19 protein-coding genes and 4 pseudogenes are annotated in these 20,698 nt (G+C 63.8%); 6 read left to right on the top strand and 17 right to left on the bottom strand.

Going from position 1 to position 20,698, the window contains the following annotated elements; all coding sequences use genetic code 11:
* Nucleotides 1-490: 490 nt before the first annotated feature.
* The 11 genes and pseudogenes from D5041_RS09720 to D5041_RS09675 form a co-directional block, all read right to left on the bottom strand.
* Nucleotides 491-682: pseudogene (locus tag D5041_RS09720) on the bottom strand (cation:proton antiporter); the annotation flags it as partial.
* Nucleotides 672-1,034, bottom strand: a pseudogene (locus tag D5041_RS22245) (IS701 family transposase); the annotation flags it as partial. The pseudogenes D5041_RS09720 and D5041_RS22245, both read right to left, overlap by 11 nt.
* Before the next feature lie 111 nt (nucleotides 1,035-1,145).
* Nucleotides 1,146-2,060 carry a hypothetical protein gene (locus D5041_RS09715; protein WP_265284597.1) on the bottom strand — a complete coding sequence of 305 codons (915 nt, stop codon included), beginning with the start codon at nucleotides 2,058-2,060 and terminating at the stop codon, nucleotides 1,146-1,148.
* A 113-nt stretch (nucleotides 2,061-2,173) separates the two neighbouring features.
* Entirely contained in the window at nucleotides 2,174-3,145 is a 972-nt protein-coding gene (locus tag D5041_RS09710) for a DMT family transporter (RefSeq protein ID WP_050809563.1), read from the bottom strand.
* Between the two features lie 72 nt (nucleotides 3,146-3,217).
* Nucleotides 3,218-4,453: an NAD(P)/FAD-dependent oxidoreductase gene (locus tag D5041_RS09705; protein ID WP_265257525.1), complete on the bottom strand. Its 1,236-nt coding sequence runs from the start codon at nucleotides 4,451-4,453 to the stop codon at nucleotides 3,218-3,220.
* Between the two features lie 87 nt (nucleotides 4,454-4,540).
* Nucleotides 4,541-4,936: a rhodanese-like domain-containing protein gene (locus D5041_RS09700; RefSeq protein ID WP_029554696.1), complete on the bottom strand. Its 396-nt coding sequence runs from the start codon at nucleotides 4,934-4,936 to the stop codon at nucleotides 4,541-4,543.
* Nucleotides 4,937-4,938: 2 nt separating this feature from the next.
* Nucleotides 4,939-6,240, bottom strand: coding sequence for an alpha/beta hydrolase fold domain-containing protein (locus D5041_RS09695; protein WP_265284595.1), 1,302 nt, complete (start codon nucleotides 6,238-6,240; stop codon nucleotides 4,939-4,941).
* Nucleotides 6,231-6,509: an acyl carrier protein gene (locus D5041_RS09690; protein WP_265284593.1), complete on the bottom strand. Its 279-nt coding sequence runs from the start codon at nucleotides 6,507-6,509 to the stop codon at nucleotides 6,231-6,233. Before D5041_RS09690 ends, D5041_RS09695 begins: the two co-directional genes overlap by 10 nt.
* 9 nt (nucleotides 6,510-6,518) lie before the next feature.
* A complete protein-coding gene (locus tag D5041_RS09685; RefSeq protein WP_265284591.1) occupies nucleotides 6,519-8,147 on the bottom strand; it encodes an amino acid adenylation domain-containing protein in 1,629 nt (542 codons plus the stop codon).
* Nucleotides 8,144-8,617: a GNAT family N-acetyltransferase gene (locus D5041_RS09680; RefSeq protein WP_265284590.1), complete on the bottom strand. Its 474-nt coding sequence runs from the start codon at nucleotides 8,615-8,617 to the stop codon at nucleotides 8,144-8,146. The genes D5041_RS09685 and D5041_RS09680 overlap by 4 nt, the downstream gene beginning before the upstream one ends.
* The gene (locus D5041_RS09675; protein ID WP_265284588.1) at nucleotides 8,614-9,096 is read right to left on the bottom strand and encodes a hypothetical protein; all 483 of its coding nucleotides are present in this window, start codon (nucleotides 9,094-9,096) and stop codon (nucleotides 8,614-8,616) included. The genes D5041_RS09680 and D5041_RS09675 overlap by 4 nt, the downstream gene beginning before the upstream one ends.
* Before the next feature lie 24 nt (nucleotides 9,097-9,120).
* On the opposite strand from D5041_RS09675, the pseudogene D5041_RS09670 reads away from it, so the two are divergent.
* From D5041_RS09670 to D5041_RS09665, 3 genes and pseudogenes are all read left to right on the top strand, one after another.
* A pseudogene (locus tag D5041_RS09670) lies at nucleotides 9,121-9,309 on the top strand (IS5/IS1182 family transposase); the annotation flags it as partial.
* Nucleotides 9,267-9,380: pseudogene (locus tag D5041_RS22115) on the top strand (IS5/IS1182 family transposase); the annotation flags it as partial. The pseudogenes D5041_RS09670 and D5041_RS22115, both read left to right, overlap by 43 nt.
* Before the next feature lie 171 nt (nucleotides 9,381-9,551).
* Nucleotides 9,552-10,321 (top strand): IS5 family transposase gene (locus tag D5041_RS09665; RefSeq protein ID WP_407702210.1). Its coding sequence is split into 2 segments (ribosomal slippage): nucleotides 9,552-9,902 and nucleotides 9,905-10,321, totalling 768 coding nucleotides; the frame shifts between segments, so codons are not numbered across the junction.
* A 92-nt stretch (nucleotides 10,322-10,413) separates the two neighbouring features.
* On the opposite strand, the gene D5041_RS09660 is transcribed toward D5041_RS09665, so the two are convergent.
* The 4 genes from D5041_RS09660 to D5041_RS09645 are packed head-to-tail and all read right to left on the bottom strand — an operon-like array spanning nucleotide 10,414 to nucleotide 14,506.
* Nucleotides 10,414-11,313 carry an ABC transporter ATP-binding protein gene (locus tag D5041_RS09660; protein WP_265284587.1) on the bottom strand — a complete coding sequence of 300 codons (900 nt, stop codon included), beginning with the start codon at nucleotides 11,311-11,313 and terminating at the stop codon, nucleotides 10,414-10,416.
* Nucleotides 11,306-12,376 carry a FecCD family ABC transporter permease gene (locus tag D5041_RS09655; protein WP_265284586.1) on the bottom strand — a complete coding sequence of 357 codons (1,071 nt, stop codon included), beginning with the start codon at nucleotides 12,374-12,376 and terminating at the stop codon, nucleotides 11,306-11,308. Before D5041_RS09655 ends, D5041_RS09660 begins: the two co-directional genes overlap by 8 nt.
* On the bottom strand, nucleotides 12,373-13,299 hold the full coding sequence (locus D5041_RS09650; protein WP_265284584.1) for an alpha/beta hydrolase: 927 nt from the start codon (nucleotides 13,297-13,299) through the stop codon (nucleotides 12,373-12,375). The genes D5041_RS09655 and D5041_RS09650 overlap by 4 nt, the downstream gene beginning before the upstream one ends.
* Before the next feature lie 13 nt (nucleotides 13,300-13,312).
* Nucleotides 13,313-14,506, bottom strand: coding sequence for an ABC transporter substrate-binding protein (locus tag D5041_RS09645; protein ID WP_265284583.1), 1,194 nt, complete (start codon nucleotides 14,504-14,506; stop codon nucleotides 13,313-13,315).
* Between the two features lie 167 nt (nucleotides 14,507-14,673).
* On the opposite strand from D5041_RS09645, the gene D5041_RS09640 reads away from it, so the two are divergent.
* The 3 genes from D5041_RS09640 to D5041_RS09630 all read left to right on the top strand — a co-directional run bounded on the left by D5041_RS09640 (nucleotide 14,674) and on the right by D5041_RS09630 (nucleotide 18,312).
* Entirely contained in the window at nucleotides 14,674-15,675 is a 1,002-nt protein-coding gene (locus D5041_RS09640) for a helix-turn-helix transcriptional regulator (protein WP_265284581.1), read from the top strand.
* A 167-nt stretch (nucleotides 15,676-15,842) separates the two neighbouring features.
* Complete coding sequence (locus D5041_RS09635; protein ID WP_265284580.1) at nucleotides 15,843-17,948, top strand: TonB-dependent receptor domain-containing protein; 2,106 nt, start codon at nucleotides 15,843-15,845, stop codon at nucleotides 17,946-17,948.
* A 79-nt stretch (nucleotides 17,949-18,027) separates the two neighbouring features.
* Nucleotides 18,028-18,312, top strand: a complete 285-nt coding sequence (locus tag D5041_RS09630; RefSeq protein WP_265281658.1) for a DUF2218 domain-containing protein — start codon at nucleotides 18,028-18,030, stop codon at nucleotides 18,310-18,312.
* Between the two features lie 15 nt (nucleotides 18,313-18,327).
* On the opposite strand, the gene D5041_RS09625 is transcribed toward D5041_RS09630, so the two are convergent.
* Complete coding sequence (locus D5041_RS09625; protein ID WP_265284579.1) at nucleotides 18,328-19,644, bottom strand: MGH1-like glycoside hydrolase domain-containing protein; 1,317 nt, start codon at nucleotides 19,642-19,644, stop codon at nucleotides 18,328-18,330.
* A gap of 28 nt (nucleotides 19,645-19,672) precedes the next feature.
* On the bottom strand, nucleotides 19,673-20,689 hold the full coding sequence (locus D5041_RS09620; RefSeq protein ID WP_265284577.1) for an ABC transporter ATP-binding protein: 1,017 nt from the start codon (nucleotides 20,687-20,689) through the stop codon (nucleotides 19,673-19,675).
* Nucleotides 20,690-20,698 lie beyond the last annotated feature (9 nt).

Below are 20,698 nucleotides of genomic sequence, written 5' to 3'. Positions count from 1 at the left end.
CGCCAGGGGCTTGGCAGCGCCTTCCTCCAGGCTGCCGGCCGTGAGCAGCAGACGCCGGCCGTCATCGCCGCCGCCCGCAGGGCGCTGCAGGAAGCGGTCGCGGTGCACCAGGATGGCTCGATCGCCCCACCAGATCGAAGGGCTGGCAGCGCAGTAGCGTTGGAACAGCGCCGGGGTCGGCTGAACAGCGCGTCAGCAGCCCACCGAACGAGTGGCCGAACAGCGTTTGCTACGTGGCGTTGATTGGCAGTTGGTGCGCAAGCCAAGTCTGCGTATGACCGACTTGCCCACCCGGGTGACCAATTCTTGGACCCGAACGACCAACTGTCCAATCAATGCATCCTTGTGCTCAAGCAATGCGTCCTTCTCTTGGAGCAATACATCCTTCTCCTCGTGACTCAACGCTGAAGTTTCTGGGCGACATGGGGCAAGTATTACGCATCACCGATTCATATGCCGGATGCCGGGCAGTTACAATTAAAGAAGGTCATTATTTTGACTTGGAAATTAGCGATTTCATTCGTTGCAGCTTCGGATATGTTACCGGCACTGCTAACATAGTACTGACAACTGCCATTAATAAAAGCGCAGTAAATGTTTCATTGGTGATGATATTTTTGCCCAGTAAAACATTAACGAAAATAATCATAATTAGAGCTTTTGTCTGTAGCAACCATCCAATCTATGATCCAGTAGCGCTTGGTTTGTGGGTTCACGTACAAACAATTGACGACACCGATTCCCTTGATCAGGCGATGCTCGTTACCGCTATATTGCAAGCGCACCAACCCCATCTTGTGCGAATGGTTCTTGTCCGAAACGCTGTCGTCAAACACAAGAAAGCCATCGGGAGAAAATTCAATCACACCTTTGACCTGCTCCCAGACATCATCCGGCGTTACATTGTCATTCTGCAAATAGCGATTGATGGCGTCATGCGAAAAATGCTGATGATGATCGGCAAACCAAGTTTGCGTGTAATTCGTCTGCGACGAAATGAGAAATTGACAGTAATCACGGCGTATTGGCTTCATGTTCATGAAGTGTGAAGTTGAAACCACGCAAGTATACATCACAAAACATCACAAATAACTATTTTATTGATTATTTATTTTAGTTTGCGTAAGTCCTATTATGGATAAATCCTAATTGTCAATCAATGATGACAAATGCAATTCGTTCGAAAAAATTTCCTGTCCAAGTGCACAAATCTTGTCTTTGTTCACTCGCCCGGAAGCCGCACTGATGGTCAGCAGATCGCGCAGGCGTCCTGCTTTTTGTGAGATTTCCAATGCCAGCGTGTGCGCCATTTCACTATCCTTTCGCAGCTGAAGAAATTGAGCAAAACACAGCCGTGAACCGTAAATCAGCGCGAAAACATTGGCGAGTCGCGTGAGACGGGTATCCGCGTCGGTCAGCGCTTCGAGATCACCAAGTACTTTAAAAGAATCCGAGCGCGTCTTGCGGCTTTCGGTAAATAGCGAGTTGAATCGATCCACATCGACGTTGTGCGGCACCTCGATCTGCTGGAAAGACCGGAAGCATCGATCGATGCCGCCGTCGTAAATGGTCTTCAGGAACGAACTCGGGAATTCGCAATGCATCAGTACGCCGGATGCCTGGTCGTCGATGGCGGCCCAGATGTCCGTATCGGCGTCGTATTTCTTCAACGTGTTGAAATGAAGAACACTCGATTTTCCAAAATATTCCGGCCGATGGGGAATATATAACAGATTGCAGGACATCAGAACGAAACTATCCCGTTCGATATACTCAAGCAACTGAGGCTTGGCCTCCTGGAAAGTGTCGCACTTCGTTTCCGTACGCACGATGCCGACATGCCGGAAATCTTCGTCGGTTAAACCGTTATATAGAAAATCGAATCGCGGGATATCCTTGACAAAAGAATGTTCCCGGAAAAGATCGGTTTCAACCTGCGCGTTGTAAAACAGAAGATCGACCGGGTAGCCCATGTCTTTCAATACGACAATGCTTTGACGCTGTGCGCAGTTCAAGAAATTCCGGTTATAAACCTGCTTGTCATATTCATAATCGATCATCTGACGTTACCTTTTTTCTTCGCTGGTGGCGCAGCGTCCGTACCGTGAAAGGACATCGAGGCGCCTTCCGTCCGGAAGGCGCCCCTGTTTAGTTAATAAAACATGCGTTTCGATTAGACGCGCTGCGATAAGCCGTCGTTACTCGCACCTACCCGCGTCAGGCGAAAATCCTGCAACTTTTCGCGGTTCATCCAGTAGTTCGCGAGAATGAGCGCGAAGCAGGTCGTCACGATCAGCACCGGAATCCAGATCGACGGCCAGCCTTTCAGCATCTGCTCCAGCGCAAGCGCAATAGCGGGAACCAGCGGGGTAATAATCGAGGTTTTCGAGGCGCCCAAGGTTTGAACCGAATACTGAAGCGCAAACATCGGAATTACGACCGACACGCAGGCCAGCATCACGAGACGCGGCAGGATCATCGGTTCCGCAGCGGTCGCATTGACAATACCGCCGAGGCCGAGGAAGCCGGTCACGAGCAGCAGCAGGAAAAACCGGTTGCACAGGATTTCCAGCGTGGTGCAATTGGCCTTCGCATACAGTTTGCCGGAGTGAAACACATACACACCCGCCGATGCACCACCGACGGCGGCCATCGCGACGCCAGTCCAGATTTCTTGCGGCGTGTGCGCGAACATCGCCGCGCCGTTCACGAGCCGCAAAACGAACAAACCAACCAGGTTAGCCGCGATCAGGAAAATGCCGAGTGAGCGTAAGCTGAAGCCCTTTGCCTTGCCTGTGATCAGATCGCAAAACAGCACGGCGATTGGCAACGACCCCTGAAAAATCGCACATTCGATCGACGGTTCGATTTTGTAAAGCGCCATGAAGGCGAATAGCCAGCTGAACAGCGTCAAAAAATTGAGGATCAGGATATCGCCAAAAAATTTGCGCGTTAGCCAGAACACATCTTTCCTGATGCGGAACTGGAGAACGACAAACACGCAGAAGGCAAAAAACAGCGAGAAAAAGGTGACCGAATAGGCGCTCAGCCCGGAAAAAGAGAAGGAAATCCATACTGCTGCCAACGCAGTACATAGACAGTACGTAATAATCGATATTGTCGGATAAAGGCGCTGGGTTGTCATACTCGATTCCATTTGAAGGGTGCTTGCCCGATGATGGACGGGCAACCAGAAAGTGCGTGACGCATGCTGTCTTTAGAGACTGACACTGCTGCGCCGGCGTGCGACCGATAGTAAATAGCTTTTCTGGAATTGCGCCGGCGTGATAAGACGGGCTGTCAATACCAGATAACGGCGTTGCAATTGTTCGTCGGCCAGAATATAGCGATAGGTTTCACCCACTGCCCTATCTGTTTTGGCCACGCGCGAGTCGGCAATAATGCCGTCGCAATGTGCCGGGAAAAACTGTTGATGTGACGCAGCATAAGCATCCAGCGCTTCTGTAGGCGACCCGGGTTGAGCCAGTATCGCGTCGGCCAGTAGCCGGGCGGATTTCAGCGCAAAAGAGCAACCGACCCCGCTCATCGGATCGATCGAGATCGACGCGTCGCCCACGAAGGCCATCTGCGCCGTGACGGGCGGGCGCAATTGATTGTCGTATTTCTTATAGCCGTATACACGACCGTCGAGCGTGGCGTTGGAGAAATCCACGTCGGGGAGGTGGGTCTTCATTTGTTCCAGGATGAAGGCGAACATGTCGCCGTCCTGTCCGATCTGCGCCAGTCGTTCATGTTTGACGTAAATCGACAGCAGCGTGCGTCCTTCAATCTGCGGGTAAAGAAAGGCCATTTCATTGCCGTGCAGCGCAAAGATCGATTTGTTGTCGCGCGGCGCGTCGATCCCGGTGCAATAGCAGAAATAGGCTGCGCGATCGTTCGGATGACTTTGTACCGGCGCTCCCAGCAAACGGCCTAACGCCGACGCGCGGCCGTCCGCCGCCACCGCGAAGCGGCAGGTTAAACGGGTGGTGTCGTCGTACGCACTCACGATCTCGGCGCTGAAGCCGTCGGGTGTTTTCTGAAGCGCGCGCACGCTCGAGTTCATCGCCAGCGTGACGCCGCAGGCGAGCGCCTCGCGCCTCAGTTCGGGATCGAAGACACGCCGTTCGATATTGTGAGCGTAGGCCGTGACCGGGTCGTCGCCATAGCCGCCGTCGGTATCGATCGAGCCGCCCGGCACCAGGAAGGCCGCCTTGGTTCTGACGCTATAGGCAGGTTCGAGCAGCCGGGACAGGCCGAGATCAGCAAAGACCGAGTTCGCCACCGGTTGCACGAAATGAGTACACAGGGACTTGTAGTCCTCAATATCGTTGCACCGGTCGAGGAGAACGACGGACAGACCACCTTTAGCCAGCAGGATGGCTGTGGCGGTGCCGGCAACGCCTGCGCCGGCAACCAGCACGTCTACGGTAGAGGGAAGAGTCTCGGTCATGGTTGTCTCTTATAAATCGGCAAAGTTGCCGGTATTCCGAAGAGGGGTGGGCGCTCAGCAGCGCCTCATCAGCCGTTCAGCCGCCGATCAGCAACCGCATACGATTTCAGTCCCGGCCTGGGCCTTGACGCCGTCCGTCTGATAGCCGTCGCGTCTCCACCAGTCGAGTCCGCCGATCAGTTCGCGAACCTGAAAGCCGAGCGTGAGCAGCTTGAGCGCGGTCTTGGTCGACGCGTTGCAGCCGATGCCGTCGCAATAGCAGACGTAGATCTTCGACTTGTCGAGCGATTCGGTCGTGTTGAAGCAGAGGGCCTTGTGCCACAGGTTGACCGCACCCGGAATGTGCTCCTGCTGATAGGCCTCGGCCGAGCGGCCATCCACGATGACGATGGGGTCGCCGTTTTTCAACGCGACGTACACGTCCCACGAATCCATTTCAAAAGCCAGCTTGCTTTGGTAATGCACCATTTGTTCGATAGACATGTTTATCTCCTTGAGTGGGTTAGAGCGGTAACGATTCTGTTCAAACCGGTTTGAGCTGAAGCGATCCTGTTTGCGTACAGACAGAAATCATGCGGCAGATCGGCGCAATGCAGATGCTGCACGTTGGTGCGTTTCGCAAACTGCGTGGCTTCGTCAGCGAGGACATCGCAACCGGCGGAAATGAGGTCGATGGGAATGTCCGCCAGCGTGTCGGCGGCCAACGATATCGGATCGAAGCCGCGCGCGGCGAAGTAGGGCGCGACGAGCGCACGAAACCAGCGCATCGCGCTTGCATCGAGCAGGAAGCCCTGGCCGTACGCTTCGTAGGACGCGTGATAGTCGTGCAGCGAAAGGACCGGATAGATCAACACGATCTGACTGACCGTGCCGGGCGGCAACCGGGTCGCCGCGAAAAGCGCCAGCAGCCCGCCGATGCTGTCGCCGGCGAGGACAACCTGACCTTCCTCTTCGACGCATTGGGCAATGCGCACGAGCAGGGCGTCGATGGACTGCTGCGCCGGCGTTTCCGGCAACCTGTCGTAGCTGAGCGCGACGATCTTCATGCCGGTGAGGGCCGCAAGATGCGTCATGAAGGGCTGGAATACGTCGAGGTCATAATAGACCATGCCACCGCCGTGAATATAGACCAGCGTGCGGCCCGAGTCCGTCTTCGGCCGGTAGGTCCGTCGCAGCGGATCGGCAGACGGCGTGACGTCGATCTCGGCGACAGGCGCGCCCGAATAGGCCGCGACCCAGCGCGCGGCACTCGCACGGCCATAGTCGTTCGTTTGCGCGTCTGCGCGCAGCATGATCTTGCGGGCCGTGAGCACGCTCGCGAAATCTCGCGCCAAAGGCACGCGCGGCGTCTGCTCGTGCAGGTTCACCGCGACGTTTCCGTGCGCGTCACACAGCCAGAGTTGCAGCGGGCTGGACGGCGGCGCGACGAATACGCTCGCCTGCAACGGATCGAAAGCAAGATCACTCAGGATCGCCCGAACCTCGTCGGGCGTCGTGCCGCCGGCCACGATCAGTCTATGGCTGGAAACCGCTTCATCGCGCAGCGCCGTCAAGCGCCGCCGGAGGTCCGCGGCATCGGAAAACAGCACCTCGACTTCCGCGCGTTTGCCCACTGGCGCGGATTGCTCGACGCGGTCCACGAGGCGCGCCAGGGTGGCCCCCTGCGCGCTCTGCACGGTCGCCGCAGCGAGCCGCCAGCCCATCGTCATCACGACGCGGGCAAGCGGCGCGAGGTCGGGCGTATCCGCGTCGACCGGTTCAGGCGGCGCAGACAGGCTCACGTGCATGACGATGACGCTTTGCCATCGGCAAACAGGCCGGCGATCCGGCACAGATCGCCCACGGTCGCGGGCGTTTCGATCTCGTCGAAATAATCTTCGAGATCGACATCGGCCGTTTCTGCGAGGCTGACCATCAGGTTGACGGTCGTCAACGAATCGACGCCGAGTGCCGAGAGCGAGGTTTCCGGCATGACGGTGCTCGAATCGACGAAATTGTCGGTCAGCTTCGCGATCAGCATTCGCACCTCGGCAAGATAGTTTGCAGACTGGGTCATCGCAGTTTCCTAGATCATGAGGACAGGGTCGCAGCCCGGCGCATAGCGTTCGTCGAGCCGGGTCAACAAGCTTGCATCGTTGGTCTTGCCGGACCGGCTCAGCACGTTGGCGTCGGTCAGCGCCCAGATAGCGGGCTGCATGTACGCGGGCAGCGTTTCGCCGACCCGGCGCTGAGCGGCCTCGACCACCGCAGGCCCCGCGCCGACGATGATCGCGGCGATCAGTTGCCGCTCGCCGCGCCGGATCACGCCGACCACCGCGCGCTCCGCACCGGGAACGGCCAGGCAGCAGTTCTGAATCTCGCCGAGATGGATGCGCCGCCCTAAAATCTTGACCTCGGCATCGTTACGGCCGACGAAGTGGATGTCGCCGTTGACGTCGCGGCGGCAGATATCGCCCGAGCGATAAAAGCGGATGCCGTCGCGCACGAAAATGCGTTTGGCGGTTTCTTCTGGCTGGTTCGCATAGCCCGTCATGACCTGCGTTCCACCGAGGCAGAGTTCACCCTCGATACCCGGTTCGGTGACGTCGCATCCTTCGTGATCGAGCAGCAGCGCCGTCACGCCCTCGAGCGGACGACCGATCGGATAAGGCTCGGTCCGATCGAAGTCCGCCGCCGCGATTTCGTGGCACACACACACGATCGTCACTTCGGTCGGGCCATAGGCGTTGATTACCCGGGCATGCGGCAGGCGCTGCTTCCACAGGCTGATCACGCGGGGCGAGCAAAGCTCCGCGCCCGTCATGATCATTTCCATTTGCGGGAAGGTGTCGGCGGTGATGAGCGATTCTTTCTCCGACATCATCGTGAGCAGGGTCGACACGGCGATCAGATGCGTGATCTGTTCGGCCACCAGCGCCTTGCGCATGATGTCGCCGGTAATCGGCCGGTTGAACTGGTAGACATATCCGCCGAGCGACAAAGGCAGCAGCGTATCCTCGATCGACACGTCGAAATGAAACGCGGCGAGGCTGAAGATCCGTGCGTTCGGGTGATAGCGCAGCACAGCGTTATGCGCCGAGAAATAGCATTTCAGCGATTCCACCGAAATCTCGACGCCCTTCGGCACTCCGGTCGAACCGGAGGTGTGGATCATATAAGCGATGTCCTCGGGCCGATGGCGGTAGCTGCTTTCCCGCCACGGCGTGTCGGGCGTGGCGGTCAAGGTTTCGACGTCGACCGTGGCCCGTTCCAGTTCCGGTGCGGCGCCGATGGTGATCACCACCTTGGGCGCGGTGCGCGCGGCCATCGCGGCGAGACGCTGCGGTGGGGCTTCGGCATCGACCGGCATATAAACCGCGCCGAGCTTCCAGATGGCCACGGCCAGCGGCGGCACGCGGCAGGATTTGCGCACGACCACCATGACCCGGTCGCCGGATACGACGTTATGCCCCTGTTGCAACGCAGCCGCCATCGAGCACGCCAGACTTTCGAGCGTCGCATAGTCGTAAGCGTCGCGCCGGTCCGCCAAAGCGATCTTGTCCGGACTATGCACGCAGCCATAGGCGAACAGGTCGCCCAGCGGCACATCCATTCGGGTCACGGTTTCGCCTTCGGCTTGCGGCGGCCACGTCCACATAGGCGTCCATCCAGGCACGGTTAGAGGCGTGAGCTCGTGCAGCGCGACTTCGCTCATTGCGCCTTCTCCGAACCCGAGTCTTCGACGGGCCATGTGAAGCGCGCCTTGGTGCGCTCCACCGCACCGGGCAGCTTGCGATAAAAGCCCAGTCCGAGGTCGTTATGCGGTGGCGTCTGCCACTGGATTTCCGGGCAGCCATGAGCGGCGGCGAAATTCGCGAGCGTTGTCATCAGGTGCTTGCCGTTGCCGTTTCGACGGGCTTCGGGCAGCAGATAGAGGCAATCGAGATATGCAAATGGACGCGCATTCCAGGTGGAAAAATCGATCGTCGCGGTCATGTAGCCGTACAGGCGTCCGTCCTCTTCGCACACCCAGCCGTACAGGTGGGGGCGACCGGAGAAAAAAGCCTCGCCCCAGCGCGCGACCTGGCCGTTTTCTTCAAAGGGCAACTGTTCATAGGCGGCATGGTCGCGGCAAAGATCGAGCATGGGCGTCAGGTCGCCGGGAGCAACGGGGCGGACGATCATATGTTGCCCTCGCAGAAGGTCGACAGATAGCGCTGCGCGGCCTGCTCCGTCACGGTCTCGGGTCCGGGACGCAATACCGCGTCGATCCACGCATCGGCTTCGAACATCATCACGCGCAATTCCCACACACAGGAGACGATCCACGGGTCCGCCAGCGGCGTGGCGACGATGCCGTCATCGTTGAATCTGATTTCGCGCACGCGATGACGCAGATTGTTTGCGTCGTTCCAGCGGGACAGCAGCAGGTACCAGCCGTCGTCGGCGAAATGGATGATGGCGAAACCCAGCGCGTGATCGGCCGGGTTGGTGCCCCACGCTGCAAACTCCGTTTCGAGTGCCGCCGCCAGCACCTCGCGGGACGGCGTAGGCGTCTGCGCGTTGCGCGCCGAGCGGACGATATAGAGCTTGCAGGAAATGCCCGGCAGGCTGAAGACGCCTTCCGGTTTGCAAGCGCGCGGCGTATAGGCCAAAGGGTTCATGCCGGTAATTCCCTCTGCAGTAACATGCGCAGAGACACCAGCCAACGAACCGAGCCCAAGGCGACCTACCGTGTCAAGAACTGGGCGCAGTACAACACCGGGCTGATTGCCAGAGGAGATATCACGGTGTGGATTGACAAGAGCCTTCTGACGCCCGCACCGGCTGCGAATGTCTCCAGGCGCGGACGCCCGATCCAATTGTCTCGCAGGTTATCAATGTCGCCATCCGTGCGAGCGTGCTCAATCGCATGGCCGTCTTGGCCCGCCCGCAGCTCGTGCGCATCACCTGGGTTGGTGTTCTTAGGGAAGTGCATCTTCGAAGGCTGATTTGTACAACAACGCTGATCTATGAACACAGAGATACCTCAAAGTTGTCTGAACGTGTGAACTAGGGCCTGTCATCAATTGAAGTCACTCCGGCGCTAAACTCGGAACACGATGACAAAGGAAGGCTGATGAACCACAGGTACGCGCTGAGGCAAGACCAATGGGAGCGCATCAAAGACATGCTGCCGGGGCGCGAGGGGCACGTTGGGGCGACGGCACGCGATAACCGCTTGTTCGTTGAGGCGGTGTTGTACCGATACCGTGCGGGCATCCCGTGGCGCGACCTGCCCGAGCGGTTCGGAGATTTTCGGGTAGTACATCTGCGCCATTCGCGATGGAGCAAAACGGATGTCTGGCAGCGCATCTTCAAGACTTTGTCGCAAGACCGGGACAACGAGTACGTGATGATCGATTCGACCATTGTTAGAGCCCATCAGCACAGCGCAGGGGCAAAAAAAAAAGAGGGAGGACGCCAGAAAACCAAGCCATAGGTCGCAGTCGTGGGGGAGCAAGTACCAAGATCCACGCCACGGTCGATGCGCTTGGCAATCCCACAGGCTTTCTCCTGACGCCTGGCCAGGCGCACGACCTCCAAGGAGCTGACGTTTTGCTCAAAGACATACAAGCAGATGCAATCTTGGCCGATAAGGCCTATGACGCCCAGGATCGGGTGATCGAGCCACTGCTCAAGGCAGGCAAGACCGTCGTGATCCCGCCACGCAGTAAGCGCAACGACCAACGTGACTACGACCGGCATTTGTACAAAGCACGCCATCTGATCGAGAACTTCTTTGCCAAGCTCAAGCAATACCGCTGCATCGCCACTCGCTATGACAAAACTGCACGCAATTTCCTCGGCGCTGTTCATCTCGCCGCTTCGGTCGTCTGGCTCAATTGATGACAGGCCCTAGTCACATTGAACGGAAATTTGAAAATTTGTGCAGCAGGACTTACCCCAATGTATTTACCCAAAAGTTATGGAATATAATGTTACCCCAACTTACATACAGGGATTCCGGCGCCCGCCCACTCCGGCAGCGGCAGCGCCCGCTCCACCAACACCACCACGCAGGCTTGCCCGGCGCTGCGTTCGACGCGGGCCTCGATGCCGTAGGCCGCGCGCAGCAGCTCCGGCCGCAGCACCGCATCCGGCGCGCCCTCGGCCAGCAGGCCGCCCGTGCACGCAAACCCAGGCGGCCCCGCCACGGCGCCCGCCCCCCGTTGCAAACAAGCCGTCCCGGGGGCGCCCAGAAGCACCAGGCGATCGCAGTGGCGCGCGGCGAGATTCAGGTCGTGCAGGGCCACGCAGACGATCGCGCCGCGCTCGCGTGCCGCCTGGCGCAGCGCCTGCAAGGTGAGCATCTGCCAGCGCAGATCCAGTGCGCTGGTCGGTTCGTCGAGCAGCATGAGCGGCGCGCGGCGCACCAGCGCCTGCGCCAAGCCGACCATTTGGCGCTGCCCGCCGGAGAGTTGGTCGAGTCGCCGCAGCGCCAGCGGCAGCAACTGGAGTTCGGTGAGCACGGCTTGCAGCCGGGCCTCGCGTTCGCCGCCCCGCAGATCGGGGCGGGTCGCCCGCAGCGCGCCGGCAATGCTCTCCAGCACCCGCAGCGTGGAGGCTTGCGGCAGCACTTGCGGCAGATAGGCCACGTGGCGCAGATGTTGGTCGCGCGGGCAACGCAGCAAGTCCAGACTGCCCAAGCGCACCTCGCCTTGGACCGGCAGCAGGCGTGCGCAGGCGCGCAGCACAGTGGACTTGCCCGCGCCGTTGGGACCCAGCAGGCCGATCATGCTGCCGGGCGTGGCTGGCGCGAGCGACAGCTGCGACAGCACGCGGCGGCTGCCGTAGCCCGCATCCAGCGCATGGATGCAGAAGCCGGCGCCGTCATTCATGGGCCGACGCACTGCGGCGCACCAGCAGCAGCATGAACATCGGCACGCCGATCAGCGCCGTGACGATGCCGATCGGCAGCACCACCCCCGGCACGACGCTCTTGCTGAGCACCGAGGCGCCGCAGACCATCAGCGCCCCGGACAGCGCGGCGGCGGGCAGGTAGTGCCGGTGGTCCTCGCCGACCAGCAGGCGCGCGACGTGCGGACCCACCAGGCCCACGAAGCCGATGGTGCCGACAAAGGACAGCGCGGTGGCCGTGACCAGGCTGATGCGCAGCAACACCAGCACGCGCAGGCGTTCCACCGGCAGACCCAGGCTGCGCGCCTGCTCGTCCCCGCCGCGCAACACGGTCAGGGTCCAGGCGTCGCGGGCGGCCCACGGGCCGGCCAGCGCCAGCACAGCGGCCAGCAGCGCGATCTTGGTGCCGCTGGCTCGGCCCAGGCTGCCCATGGTCCAGAACACGATCTGCTGCAGCGCGTCGTTGTCGGCGATGTACTGCAGCAGCCACAGCAGCGACTCCAAGCTGAACATCAAGGCGATGCCGAACAGCACCACGGTCCCGGTGCCCGCGCCCTGGCGCCAAGCCAGCCAGACGATCAGCAAAGTGGCTACCAGCGCGCCGGCAAAGGCGCCGATCGTCAGCGCGAGGTTTTCACTCCACAGCGTCCAGGTCCAGCCACTGATCGCCACCGCAGAGGCGCCCACGCTGGCCGCTGCCGACAGCCCCAGTGTGAAAGGACTGGCCAGCGGATTGTTCAGCACCGTCTGCATCTCGGCCCCCGCCAGCCCCAGCGCCGCGCCCACCAGCACCGCCAGCAGCGCGCTGGGCAGACGCACCTGCCACAGGATCACGCGCTGTTCCAGCGGCAGTGCCCCGGGCTGCCACAGACCCGTCAGCAGCTGCGTCCAGGGAAAGCGCGCCGGGCCGGTGGAAATGTCCAGCGCCAGCAGCGAGAGCAGCACCAGCAGCAGCCCGGCCAGAGCAGCCAAGCGCCGCCGCACCAGGCGCCGGTAGCCGCGGCGCAGGTCTTCAAAGGGGGCGATGCCGGGGTCGAGACTCATGTCGGAGCAGTGGCCAAATCCAGCGCGAGCGCCGAGCTGGGCAACACCAAGCTGCCGTGGTCCTGCCCATCGAGCAATCGGAATTCGGCGCGCAAACCCGGTGCGCCAGCGAGGCTGGCCACCAGCTCGCGTGCCGAACCGACTTGGCGCCGCTCGCGTTGGCGGCGCTCGCGCCCGGGGTCCGCCAGGGGCTTGGTCGCGCCTTCCTCCAGACTGCCGGCCGTGAGCAGCAGACGCCGGCCGTCATCGCCGCCGCCCGCGGGGCGCTGCAGGAAGCGGTCGCGGTGCACCAGGATGGCTCGATCGCCCCACCAGATCGAAGGACTGGCGGCGAAGTAGCGTTGGAACAGCGCCGGTCGGCTGAACAGCGCATAAAGCGTCAGCAGCCCACCGAACGAGTGGCCGAACAGCGTTTGCTGCGTGGCGTTGATTGGCAGTTGGTGCGCAAGCCAAGCCTGCAATTGCGCCAAGCAATCCAAAAGGCGATCCGCCTGTCCCGCCGCCGGACCTGGCGGCGGCGTGTAGTCCTCGGCGCGCGCCGTTTGCTCATAGGCCGCCTCGCCGGGGTGGCCCAGACCAACGATCACCGGCAGTGCGACTCGCATGTCCGCCGGCCGCGCCGAGCGCTGCCACAGCAGGGCCGACATCAGGGGGAAGAGGGCGTTGCCGTCCAGCGTCCACAGCACGGGGTGGCCGCGATGCGGCACGGGGCCCTGGGGCAGTGCGACGAAGAGCCGGCGGGGCCGGCCGGCGGCTTCGGCCAAGTCGATCCGGTGCGTGCGCGCCAGGCGCACCCCCGGGCTGCCGACCAGCGGCGGCACCGGGCTGCTCATCGCTGGCGCCGCGGCCAGCGCTGCGCCGGGCGCGCACAGCGCGAGGCCCGTACCCAGCAGCCGGCGCCGGCTTGTCCACGGGGGCAGCAAAGTGGCATGTCGTTCAGGGCTCGACACTGATCCAGTACTCCCCCCGCAGTGCGATGGGCTGAAAGCGCCGGTACATCTCCTGCAGCGTCTGGCGCGGATCAAGATCGGCGAACAGGGCGGGATGCAGCCACTGGGCCATCGCCTGCACGGCAACCACGTTGAACGGCGAGTTGTAGAAGTGGTGCCAGATCGCATGCGCCCGGCCCTGCTGAACCGCCTGCAAGGGGCTGATCAGCGGTCTCCGCAGGCTGCCGCGCAACGATGCGCGCGCCATCTCCGGCGTGGCACCGGCGCCCAGCACGATGCGCTGCGAGGCCTGTTGTTGCCGTTGTTGCTGCGGCGTTTGCGGCACCGAGCCGATGGCGGTGCCGATGTACACCGCCGGCTGGCGCGCGAGCAGCAGTTCGGGGTTGAGCATGCCCTGCTCGCCCGGCAGCAGTCCGCGCGCGACGTTGCGTCCGCCCGCGGCATCAAGCAACCGACCCATCATGCCCACCATGGTGTCGCAGCATTCGCTCATGAGGCCGACCCGGCTTTCCAGAAACACCGTTGGCGCAGCGGGCTTGCGCTCGGCCAGCCGCTGCCGCACCCGCTGCAACTGCTGCTGCCAATAGGCGTTGAATGCCGCCGCACGCTCGCTCTGGCCCAGCACCTGGCCAAGCACGCGGATGCTGCGTGGCGTATTGCCCAGCGGGTCGTGGCGGAAATCGACGAAGACGACGGCCACCCCCGCGGCCTCCAGGCGCGCCAAGGCTTCGCGGTCGCGCTCGCCCGGGCCGTGGCCGCCGCCCAGGCCGAAGATCGCCACCTGCGGGCGCAACTGCAGCGCGCGCTCGTCGCTGAAGCTGCCGGCCTGGGAGCGGCCGACGCGCGGCACCGCGTCCAGTTTGGGAAAGCGCTCGCGCCATTGGGCGTAGCCGGCGGCGTCGAGCTGTTCGAAATCGCCCATCATGCCGGCCAGCCGCGCACTCGGGTCCCCCGGCTCCAGGATCGCCAGCGCCGGCAGCAGCCGCCCCTCGCCCAGCAGGATGCGCTCCACCCGGGCCGGAATGCGCACGCTGCGCCCGGCCAAGTCGGTCACGGTGACCGGGCCATTGGCCGACGCGGGCAACGCCGTCAGCAGGGCAATGAGCCGCAAGAGCCGGAAAAAGAGCCCGACGCTGGCACGCGGCTGAGGCAGAAAGGCACAGAAATTTTGCACCGGCATGGGCATGGAACAGATACGCCACATAATGAGAACGATTCCTGTTTGCATGGCAAAAGTCTAGCAGCGGCACCGTGCCCGCACTGCGGTTTTCCGTTTGCGCCAGCCACGTTCTGCTTTGCCGCAGCCCTGTCCGCATGCCAACCCGAACCCCAAGGAAGTCCGCACCCATGAGCCAGCGACGATCCAGCCCTCCCCCGCAGTCCGGCCCTGCGGCGCCCGCTGAGCATGCGTGGCTGGCCGCGCACGCGGCCCGCGTGCGCGTGCTCCAGCCGGGGCTGCGCGTGCATGCCGACGACGCCATCGACGCGCTCGACGCCACCGTGCAGGGCCATTGCGCGCCCGGGCTGCACCTGGTGTTTCTGCTGGAGGGCGGATTGGACATTGCTTACGGAGAGCGACGCGTGCTCATGCGCACCGCGGCCGACGACGGCTGCGTCCAGGCCGCGCACGGCGGCGCCCGCAGAGCCGGCGGTCAGCCGCGCTGCGTGATGGTGAATGCCACCGAGCCGGAATCCTTCAGCCGCCGCATCCGCCACGGTGGCTACGCGCGGCGACTCAGTCTTTGCGTGTCGCACGACTGGCTGCATCAATTGCAGGCGGCCAGCGGCACGCGCATGCCGGCGGCACTGGAGGCGCTGCTCAGCGGCCACCTCGCCTTGCGCGACTGGCAGCCCTCGGCGCGCGCCGTGGCCTTGGCCGAGCAGGTGCTGCACCCGCCGGCCTGCGCGCCGATGATGGAATTGCTGTATCAGGACAGCCGGCTGCTCGACCTGCTGGCCGAGGCGCTGGCGCCGCTGCAAGCCGGCGAGCCGGCCGGCCAGCCAGCACCGGCCCCGAATGCGGCGCTGGCCAGGCGGCTGCGCGACCTGCGCGAATTTCTGGGCAGCGCGGCCGCCGACACGCTCTCGCTCGACGACATCACCCGCCACGCCGGCATGAACGCCAACACGCTGCAACGCCATTTCCGCCGCGCCTATGGCACGACGGTGTTTGATTTCATGCGCGAGAGCCGCCTGCAACGCGCCCGCACCGCGCTCGAGCGCGACGGCATCAGCATCAAGCAGGCCGCTGCACTGGCGGGCTATGGCAGCGCCGCCAATTTCGCCACGGCCTTTGGGCGCCGCTTTGATATGGCGCCCAAGGAGGCACGCCGCGCGGCACAGCGCTGAAGCGGGGCACAGCGCCGGCCGGGCATCGATTGCAGCCGAAGCCTCCATGCAACCCCTCTGTGGCGGGTACCGCCAACTGACGCAAACACCTTTGTGCGCCGCACAAACGTTCTGCCGTCGGAATGCTTAAAAATCAAATACGAATCGTTTCTATTTGGAGAGCGGACATGCACAGAAGAAATGCGCCCGGCCGCGCCCCCGTTTCCTTGCCGCATTCCCTGGTGATCGCGGCGGGGCTGCTGGGCGCAGGCGCTTCCTCCTTGGCCCAGGAGCCTGCGGCCGAAACGAGCCTGGCGCCCATTGCCGTCACCGCCAGCCAGCGCGAGCAGGCGGTGCGCGCCGCGCCGGCCAGCGTCACCGTGATCGAGCGCAAGGAAATCGAGTCCAGGCCGGAGAGCACCGTGATGGACCTGCTGCGCTCGGTGGAGGGCGTGGGCATCGTCGGCGCGAACCCCAACGACCAGGACATTTCACTGCGCGGCATGCCCGGCGAATACACCCTGATCCTGGTCGATGGCCGACGCCAGAACACCCGCGAGACGATGAACCGCGGCAGCGGCGGGGTGCAATCCCATCTGCTGCCGCCGCTGGCTGCCATCGAGCGCATCGAGGTGATTCGTGGCCCGATGTCCTCGCTCTACGGCGCCGACGCGATGGGCGGCGCGGTGAACATCATCACGCGCGCTCAGCCAGCGCGCTGGGGCGCCTCGCTCGCCGCGCATGCCGTGCAGCAGGCGCACCATGAACTGGGCGATTCGCGTGGCATGGCGTTCTGGCTCGGCGGTCCGCTGGTGGACGAGCGGCTGAGTCTGCGCATTTTCGGCGCCACGAGCCGACGCGGCGAGGACGGCGTCTACTTCCCGCTGAACGCCACCAGCGGCGCCCACGGCCAGCGCGATGAAAACGTGGGGCTGCAGTTCAGCGCACGCCTGACGCCCGGCCAGGACCTGAGCTTCCACCTCGGCCATGAATCCCTCAGCTACCTGCTGACGCCGGGCCTGAGCATCGCCGATGCGACCACGCCGGCGACGATCCTGAGATCGGGGCACAGCCGGGAGTCCTGGGGCTTGACGCACGAAGGCCGCGGCAACTGGGGGCGCAGCTTCCTGTCGCTCTATGGCGAAACCGGCACGCAGACGCAGTGGTTGCCGGCGGGGCGGTCCCCGGTGGAGCCCGAGCTGCGCAACGGCGCGCTGGAGGGCCGCGTCATCTTGCCCTGGGCCAAGGACGCCAACACCCTGACGCTGGGCATGCAATACATCCGGCAAAGCCTGGGCGGCGTGGCCAGGCAGGCGGTGGTCGCCGGCTTGGCCGCGAATCCGGACACCATCCAGCGCGATTCCTGGGCCCTCTCCGCCGAGAACGACTTCGCCATCGGGCGCGACTTCGTGCTGACCGCCGGCACCCGCCTGGACCATGACGCGGCCTATGGCAGCCAAGTCAGCCCGCGGCTGTATGGCGTCTACACGCTGGACGAAAACTGGACCCTGCGCGGCGGTGTGGCCCGTGGCTTCAAGGCGCCCACATTGCGCCAGAGCGCGGCGGGCTACTGCATGACCACGGGCGGCGGCGGCGCTGCGGGCGCCGTGGCCGGCACGCTGTGCGGCAACCAGGACCTCAGGCCGGAGACCAGCGTCAACGGCGAAATCGGTTTGCGCCGGGATTCTGGCGGCAACTTCGCCAGCCTGACGGTTTTCCACAACCAGTTCAAGAACCGCGTCGCCAGCTACGACACCGGCGTTGCCGACCCGCGTGTGCGAGGCCGCAATATCTACGTCTACGACAACATGGCGCGCGCGGACATCACCGGCCTGGAACTGGGGGCGGGCACCCGGCTCGCCAAAGACTGGCGCCTGAGCGGCAGCTACACGCTGACTGATTCGCGCCGCCGCGGCGGCGAGAGCGCCTTCAACGGCGACTCCCTGGCCGGCTACCCGCTGGACAAGACGCCCAGGAACCAAGCCCATTGGCGACTCGAATGGCAAGCGCTGAGCCGGCTCACGCTGCAAGCGGCGGCCCACTACATCGGCAAGCAGTATTGGGCCGCCTTCCGCAACAGCGCACTGGGCGTGCGCGAGCGCGAGGCCTCCACGACCTGGGACCTGGGTGCGCGCGGTGCGCTGGCGCCCGGCGTGGACCTGAAGTTCACGGTGATGAACGCCACCGACGAACGCATCGACGTGGACGCCCGCGCCCGCACCCAGGGTCTCCATGGCAACTGGATGCTCGACGAGGGGCGCCGCTACGCCCTCACGCTGCTTGCCCGGTTTTGAGTTGGTCGCACCGCCCGGCTTGACGGCCGGCCTGGGCTCTCTTTGTCTTTCGTCTTCCTTCCCGAATCGGGTTTCCGCCATGCCAACCAGTACCGCCAGCATCACCGTGCCGCAGGCCGACCGGGTGCTCTTCAGGATGTGCAAACACTTCGCCATCAAGGTGCCGGTGACGTTCGACAGCGAACACGCCGACATCGACTTTCTCTTTGGCCGTTGCCGCGCGCAGCGCACGGGCGACACGCTGAGCCTGCACTGCGCAGCCAACAGCGTGGAGTTGCTCCAGCGCGTGCAGCACGTGATCGGCGCGCACCTGGGCCTGATGGCGCGCGACAAGCAACTCGCCGTCGCCTGGCAGAGCGCTTGATGCATCAGAAAAAATTCAGGCACCCCCCGCTTGCTTCTTCATCGCGCCGTCGGTCCAGTGCAGACAAGTCGCCGCCGCCCAGGAGAAGGCCCTGCCGCCCAGGCCGCGCCCCGTCAGCGGGTCGTAGTACTCGTGAAATCCCGATGCATCGAACAACGCCGCCGAGCACGCCTGGATGGCCTGCGCCAAATGGGCATGGCCCTGGCGTTGCAGGCCATCGGCGATCAGCATGTTGACGTGCTGCCAGACCGGGCCGCGCCAGTAGCGCAGCGGCTCGAAGCCGGGGAAGCCGCTGCGCGTGGACGGCAGCGCATACGGGGTCTCCGCCAGCCACGCGGCCACGGTGGGGCCCAGGTCGTGGCGAAAGCCGGCGTAGGCGCCGAGCAGGCCGGAGGACGTGGGCACGTCCAGCAACTCGCCGGTGATGGCGTCGCGCGAGACGTATTGATTCCAGCGGGTGGACCACAGCGCCTCTACCGCGTTGTGCGTGCGCGCCAGCGCCGCGTGCAGATCCTGCACGTCGCCGTCCCAGGCACACGCAGCGCACAGCGCGAGCAGGTCGATGCCCGCGCGCTGCAGGATGCTGATGATGCCGACGTCCTGCACCCGGTACGGGCAGGACGCGAGGATCTTCACGGGGTCGAAATCCTGCGCGCGGTTGAAGTCCATCAGGTACACCACGCGGTCGTAGAAACTTTGCGGCGGACGCATCGATGCATCCACATGACCGAGGTCGTGCCGGGTGTAGGGCCGGGTGGTTTGCGGCACGCGGGCCAGCGGCACGTCCCAGGCGGGCGAGTTGTCCATGCCGGTTTCCCAGGGGTGGATGTTGAGCACCAGGCCGCTCCGGTCCGGATCGCGCGCGCGGTACCACCAGCGGTGATGCGCCAGCAGGCCGGGCAGCAAGCCCCGAACCTGCTCGGCGGCTTCGGCCGCTGCTTGCGGCGAAATGGCCTGGGCGCGGTGCCACATCCAGCGCACCATGGTCGCGTGCAGCGGCGGCTGGCTGATGCTGCTGGTGCGGGTGCGGAGGGCCTCGGTGCCGGGCGCGCCGTCGGTGCCCCATTCGTCGGCTCCGGGGAAATAACTGTCGCTCGGCGCATGGAAGGCGATGTGCGCCAGGAAGCCGTCGTTCGGCCCGCCCTGCCACTGGCCCTTGAACAACCAACGCATCTCCTCCCAGGCACGCGCCGGCGCAAAACACATCCAGCCCAGCGCGGTGACGCTGGCGTCCCAGTTCCATTGAAAGGGATAGAGGCCGTCGGTCGGCAGGGTGTAGCCGCCGCGGTCGTTGCCGGTCAGGATCGCGCGGGCTTGTTGGTTCAGGCTCATGTTCGTCGAGGTCGGGGGGTTGAAGGGTTCATGCCGCCAGGCGGCCTTCGGCGTCGTACCAGCGCGCGGCGCCGGGCCGGGCCCGGACGCGCACGCGCTGCTGCGCCGCGATGGCGGGCAGCGCCGAGGTGCTGATGCGCAATAGTTCGTCGTTCACGCGCGCATTCACCTGCTGCGACGCGCCCAGCATCTCCACCACCTTGGCCGACACCTCGAGCCCGCCCTGCTCCACCAGGTCCAGGTCTTCGGGTCGGATGCCGAGCACCGTGGCGCCGTGCGGCGCGCGCACGCCGAGCGCGGCATGGCTCGCCACCGAGCTCAGAAAGTTCATCGGCGGGTTGCCGATGAAGCCGCCGACGAAGGTGGTCGCCGGGCGCACGTAGACGGTGGACGGCGCGTCGTATTGCACGATCTCGCCGCCGTGCATCACGGCGATGCGGTCGGCCAGGCTCATGGCCTCGGTCTGGTCGTGCGTCACGTAGAGCGTGGTGGTCCTGATGTCGCGCAGCAGGCCCTTGAGTTCGCTGCGCATCTCCAGGCGCAGCAGGGCGTCGAGGTTGCTCAGCGGCTCGTCCATCAACAGCACGTCGGGCTCCACCGCCAGCGCCCGGGCCACGGCCACGCGCTGGCGCTGGCCGCCCGATATCTGCCCGGCGAAGCGCTCGAGCAGGTGCTCGATGTGCATCAGCGCGGCGGCGCGCAGCACCTGCGTGCGGACCTTCTCTTCGCCGACCTTCTGCATGCGCAGGCCGAAGCCGATGTTCTCGGCGATCGTCATGTGCGGAAACACCGCGTAGTTCTGGAACACCATGGCGATGTTGCGTTTGCGCGGTGGCAGGCCGTTCATGCGTTTGCCGTTGATCAGGACGTCGCCGGCGGTCTGCGTCTCGAGCCCGGCAATGATGCGCATCAGCGTGGTCTTGCCGCAGCCCGACGGGCCGAGCAGCACGCAGAACTCCTGGTCCCGGACTTCCAGGTCGATGGCTTTGAGCGCCTGGTGGCCCTTGAATTCCTTGCGCACGGATCGGATGGAAATGGCGGACATGGCGCAGGC

The sequence above is a fragment of the Verminephrobacter aporrectodeae subsp. tuberculatae genome, from assembly GCF_026127385.1.
Classification (GTDB): Bacteria; Pseudomonadota; Gammaproteobacteria; order Burkholderiales; family Burkholderiaceae_C; genus Acidovorax; species Acidovorax aporrectodeae.
This window is presented reverse-complemented; position numbering and strand designations above follow the sequence as displayed.

Bases quoted from the DNA above. Each gene is read 5' to 3' on its own strand.
- D5041_RS09715 (WP_265284597.1), bottom strand. From the start codon at position 2,060: ATGATCGATTATGAATATGACAAGCAGGTTTATAACCGGAATTTCTTG.
- D5041_RS09710 (WP_050809563.1), bottom strand. From the start codon at position 3,145: ATGACAACCCAGCGCCTTTATCCGACAATATCGATTATTACGTACTGT.
- D5041_RS09705 (WP_265257525.1), bottom strand. From the start codon at position 4,453: ATGACCGAGACTCTTCCCTCTACCGTAGACGTGCTGGTTGCCGGCGCA.
- D5041_RS09700 (WP_029554696.1), bottom strand. From the start codon at position 4,936: ATGTCTATCGAACAAATGGTGCATTACCAAAGCAAGCTGGCTTTTGAA.
- D5041_RS09695 (WP_265284595.1), bottom strand. From the start codon at position 6,240: ATGCACGTGAGCCTGTCTGCGCCGCCTGAACCGGTCGACGCGGATACG.
- D5041_RS09690 (WP_265284593.1), bottom strand. From the start codon at position 6,509: ATGACCCAGTCTGCAAACTATCTTGCCGAGGTGCGAATGCTGATCGCG.
- D5041_RS09685 (WP_265284591.1), bottom strand. From the start codon at position 8,147: ATGAGCGAAGTCGCGCTGCACGAGCTCACGCCTCTAACCGTGCCTGGA.
- D5041_RS09680 (WP_265284590.1), bottom strand. From the start codon at position 8,617: ATGATCGTCCGCCCCGTTGCTCCCGGCGACCTGACGCCCATGCTCGAT.
- D5041_RS09675 (WP_265284588.1), bottom strand. From the start codon at position 9,096: ATGAACCCTTTGGCCTATACGCCGCGCGCTTGCAAACCGGAAGGCGTC.
- D5041_RS09660 (WP_265284587.1), bottom strand. From the start codon at position 11,313: ATGAATGACGGCGCCGGCTTCTGCATCCATGCGCTGGATGCGGGCTAC.
- D5041_RS09655 (WP_265284586.1), bottom strand. From the start codon at position 12,376: ATGAGTCTCGACCCCGGCATCGCCCCCTTTGAAGACCTGCGCCGCGGC.
- D5041_RS09645 (WP_265284583.1), bottom strand. From the start codon at position 14,506: ATGCCGGTGCAAAATTTCTGTGCCTTTCTGCCTCAGCCGCGTGCCAGC.
- D5041_RS09640 (WP_265284581.1), top strand. From the start codon at position 14,674: ATGAGCCAGCGACGATCCAGCCCTCCCCCGCAGTCCGGCCCTGCGGCG.
- D5041_RS09635 (WP_265284580.1), top strand. From the start codon at position 15,843: ATGCACAGAAGAAATGCGCCCGGCCGCGCCCCCGTTTCCTTGCCGCAT.
- D5041_RS09630 (WP_265281658.1), top strand. From the start codon at position 18,028: ATGCCAACCAGTACCGCCAGCATCACCGTGCCGCAGGCCGACCGGGTG.
- D5041_RS09625 (WP_265284579.1), bottom strand. From the start codon at position 19,644: ATGAGCCTGAACCAACAAGCCCGCGCGATCCTGACCGGCAACGACCGC.
- D5041_RS09620 (WP_265284577.1), bottom strand. From the start codon at position 20,689: ATGTCCGCCATTTCCATCCGATCCGTGCGCAAGGAATTCAAGGGCCAC.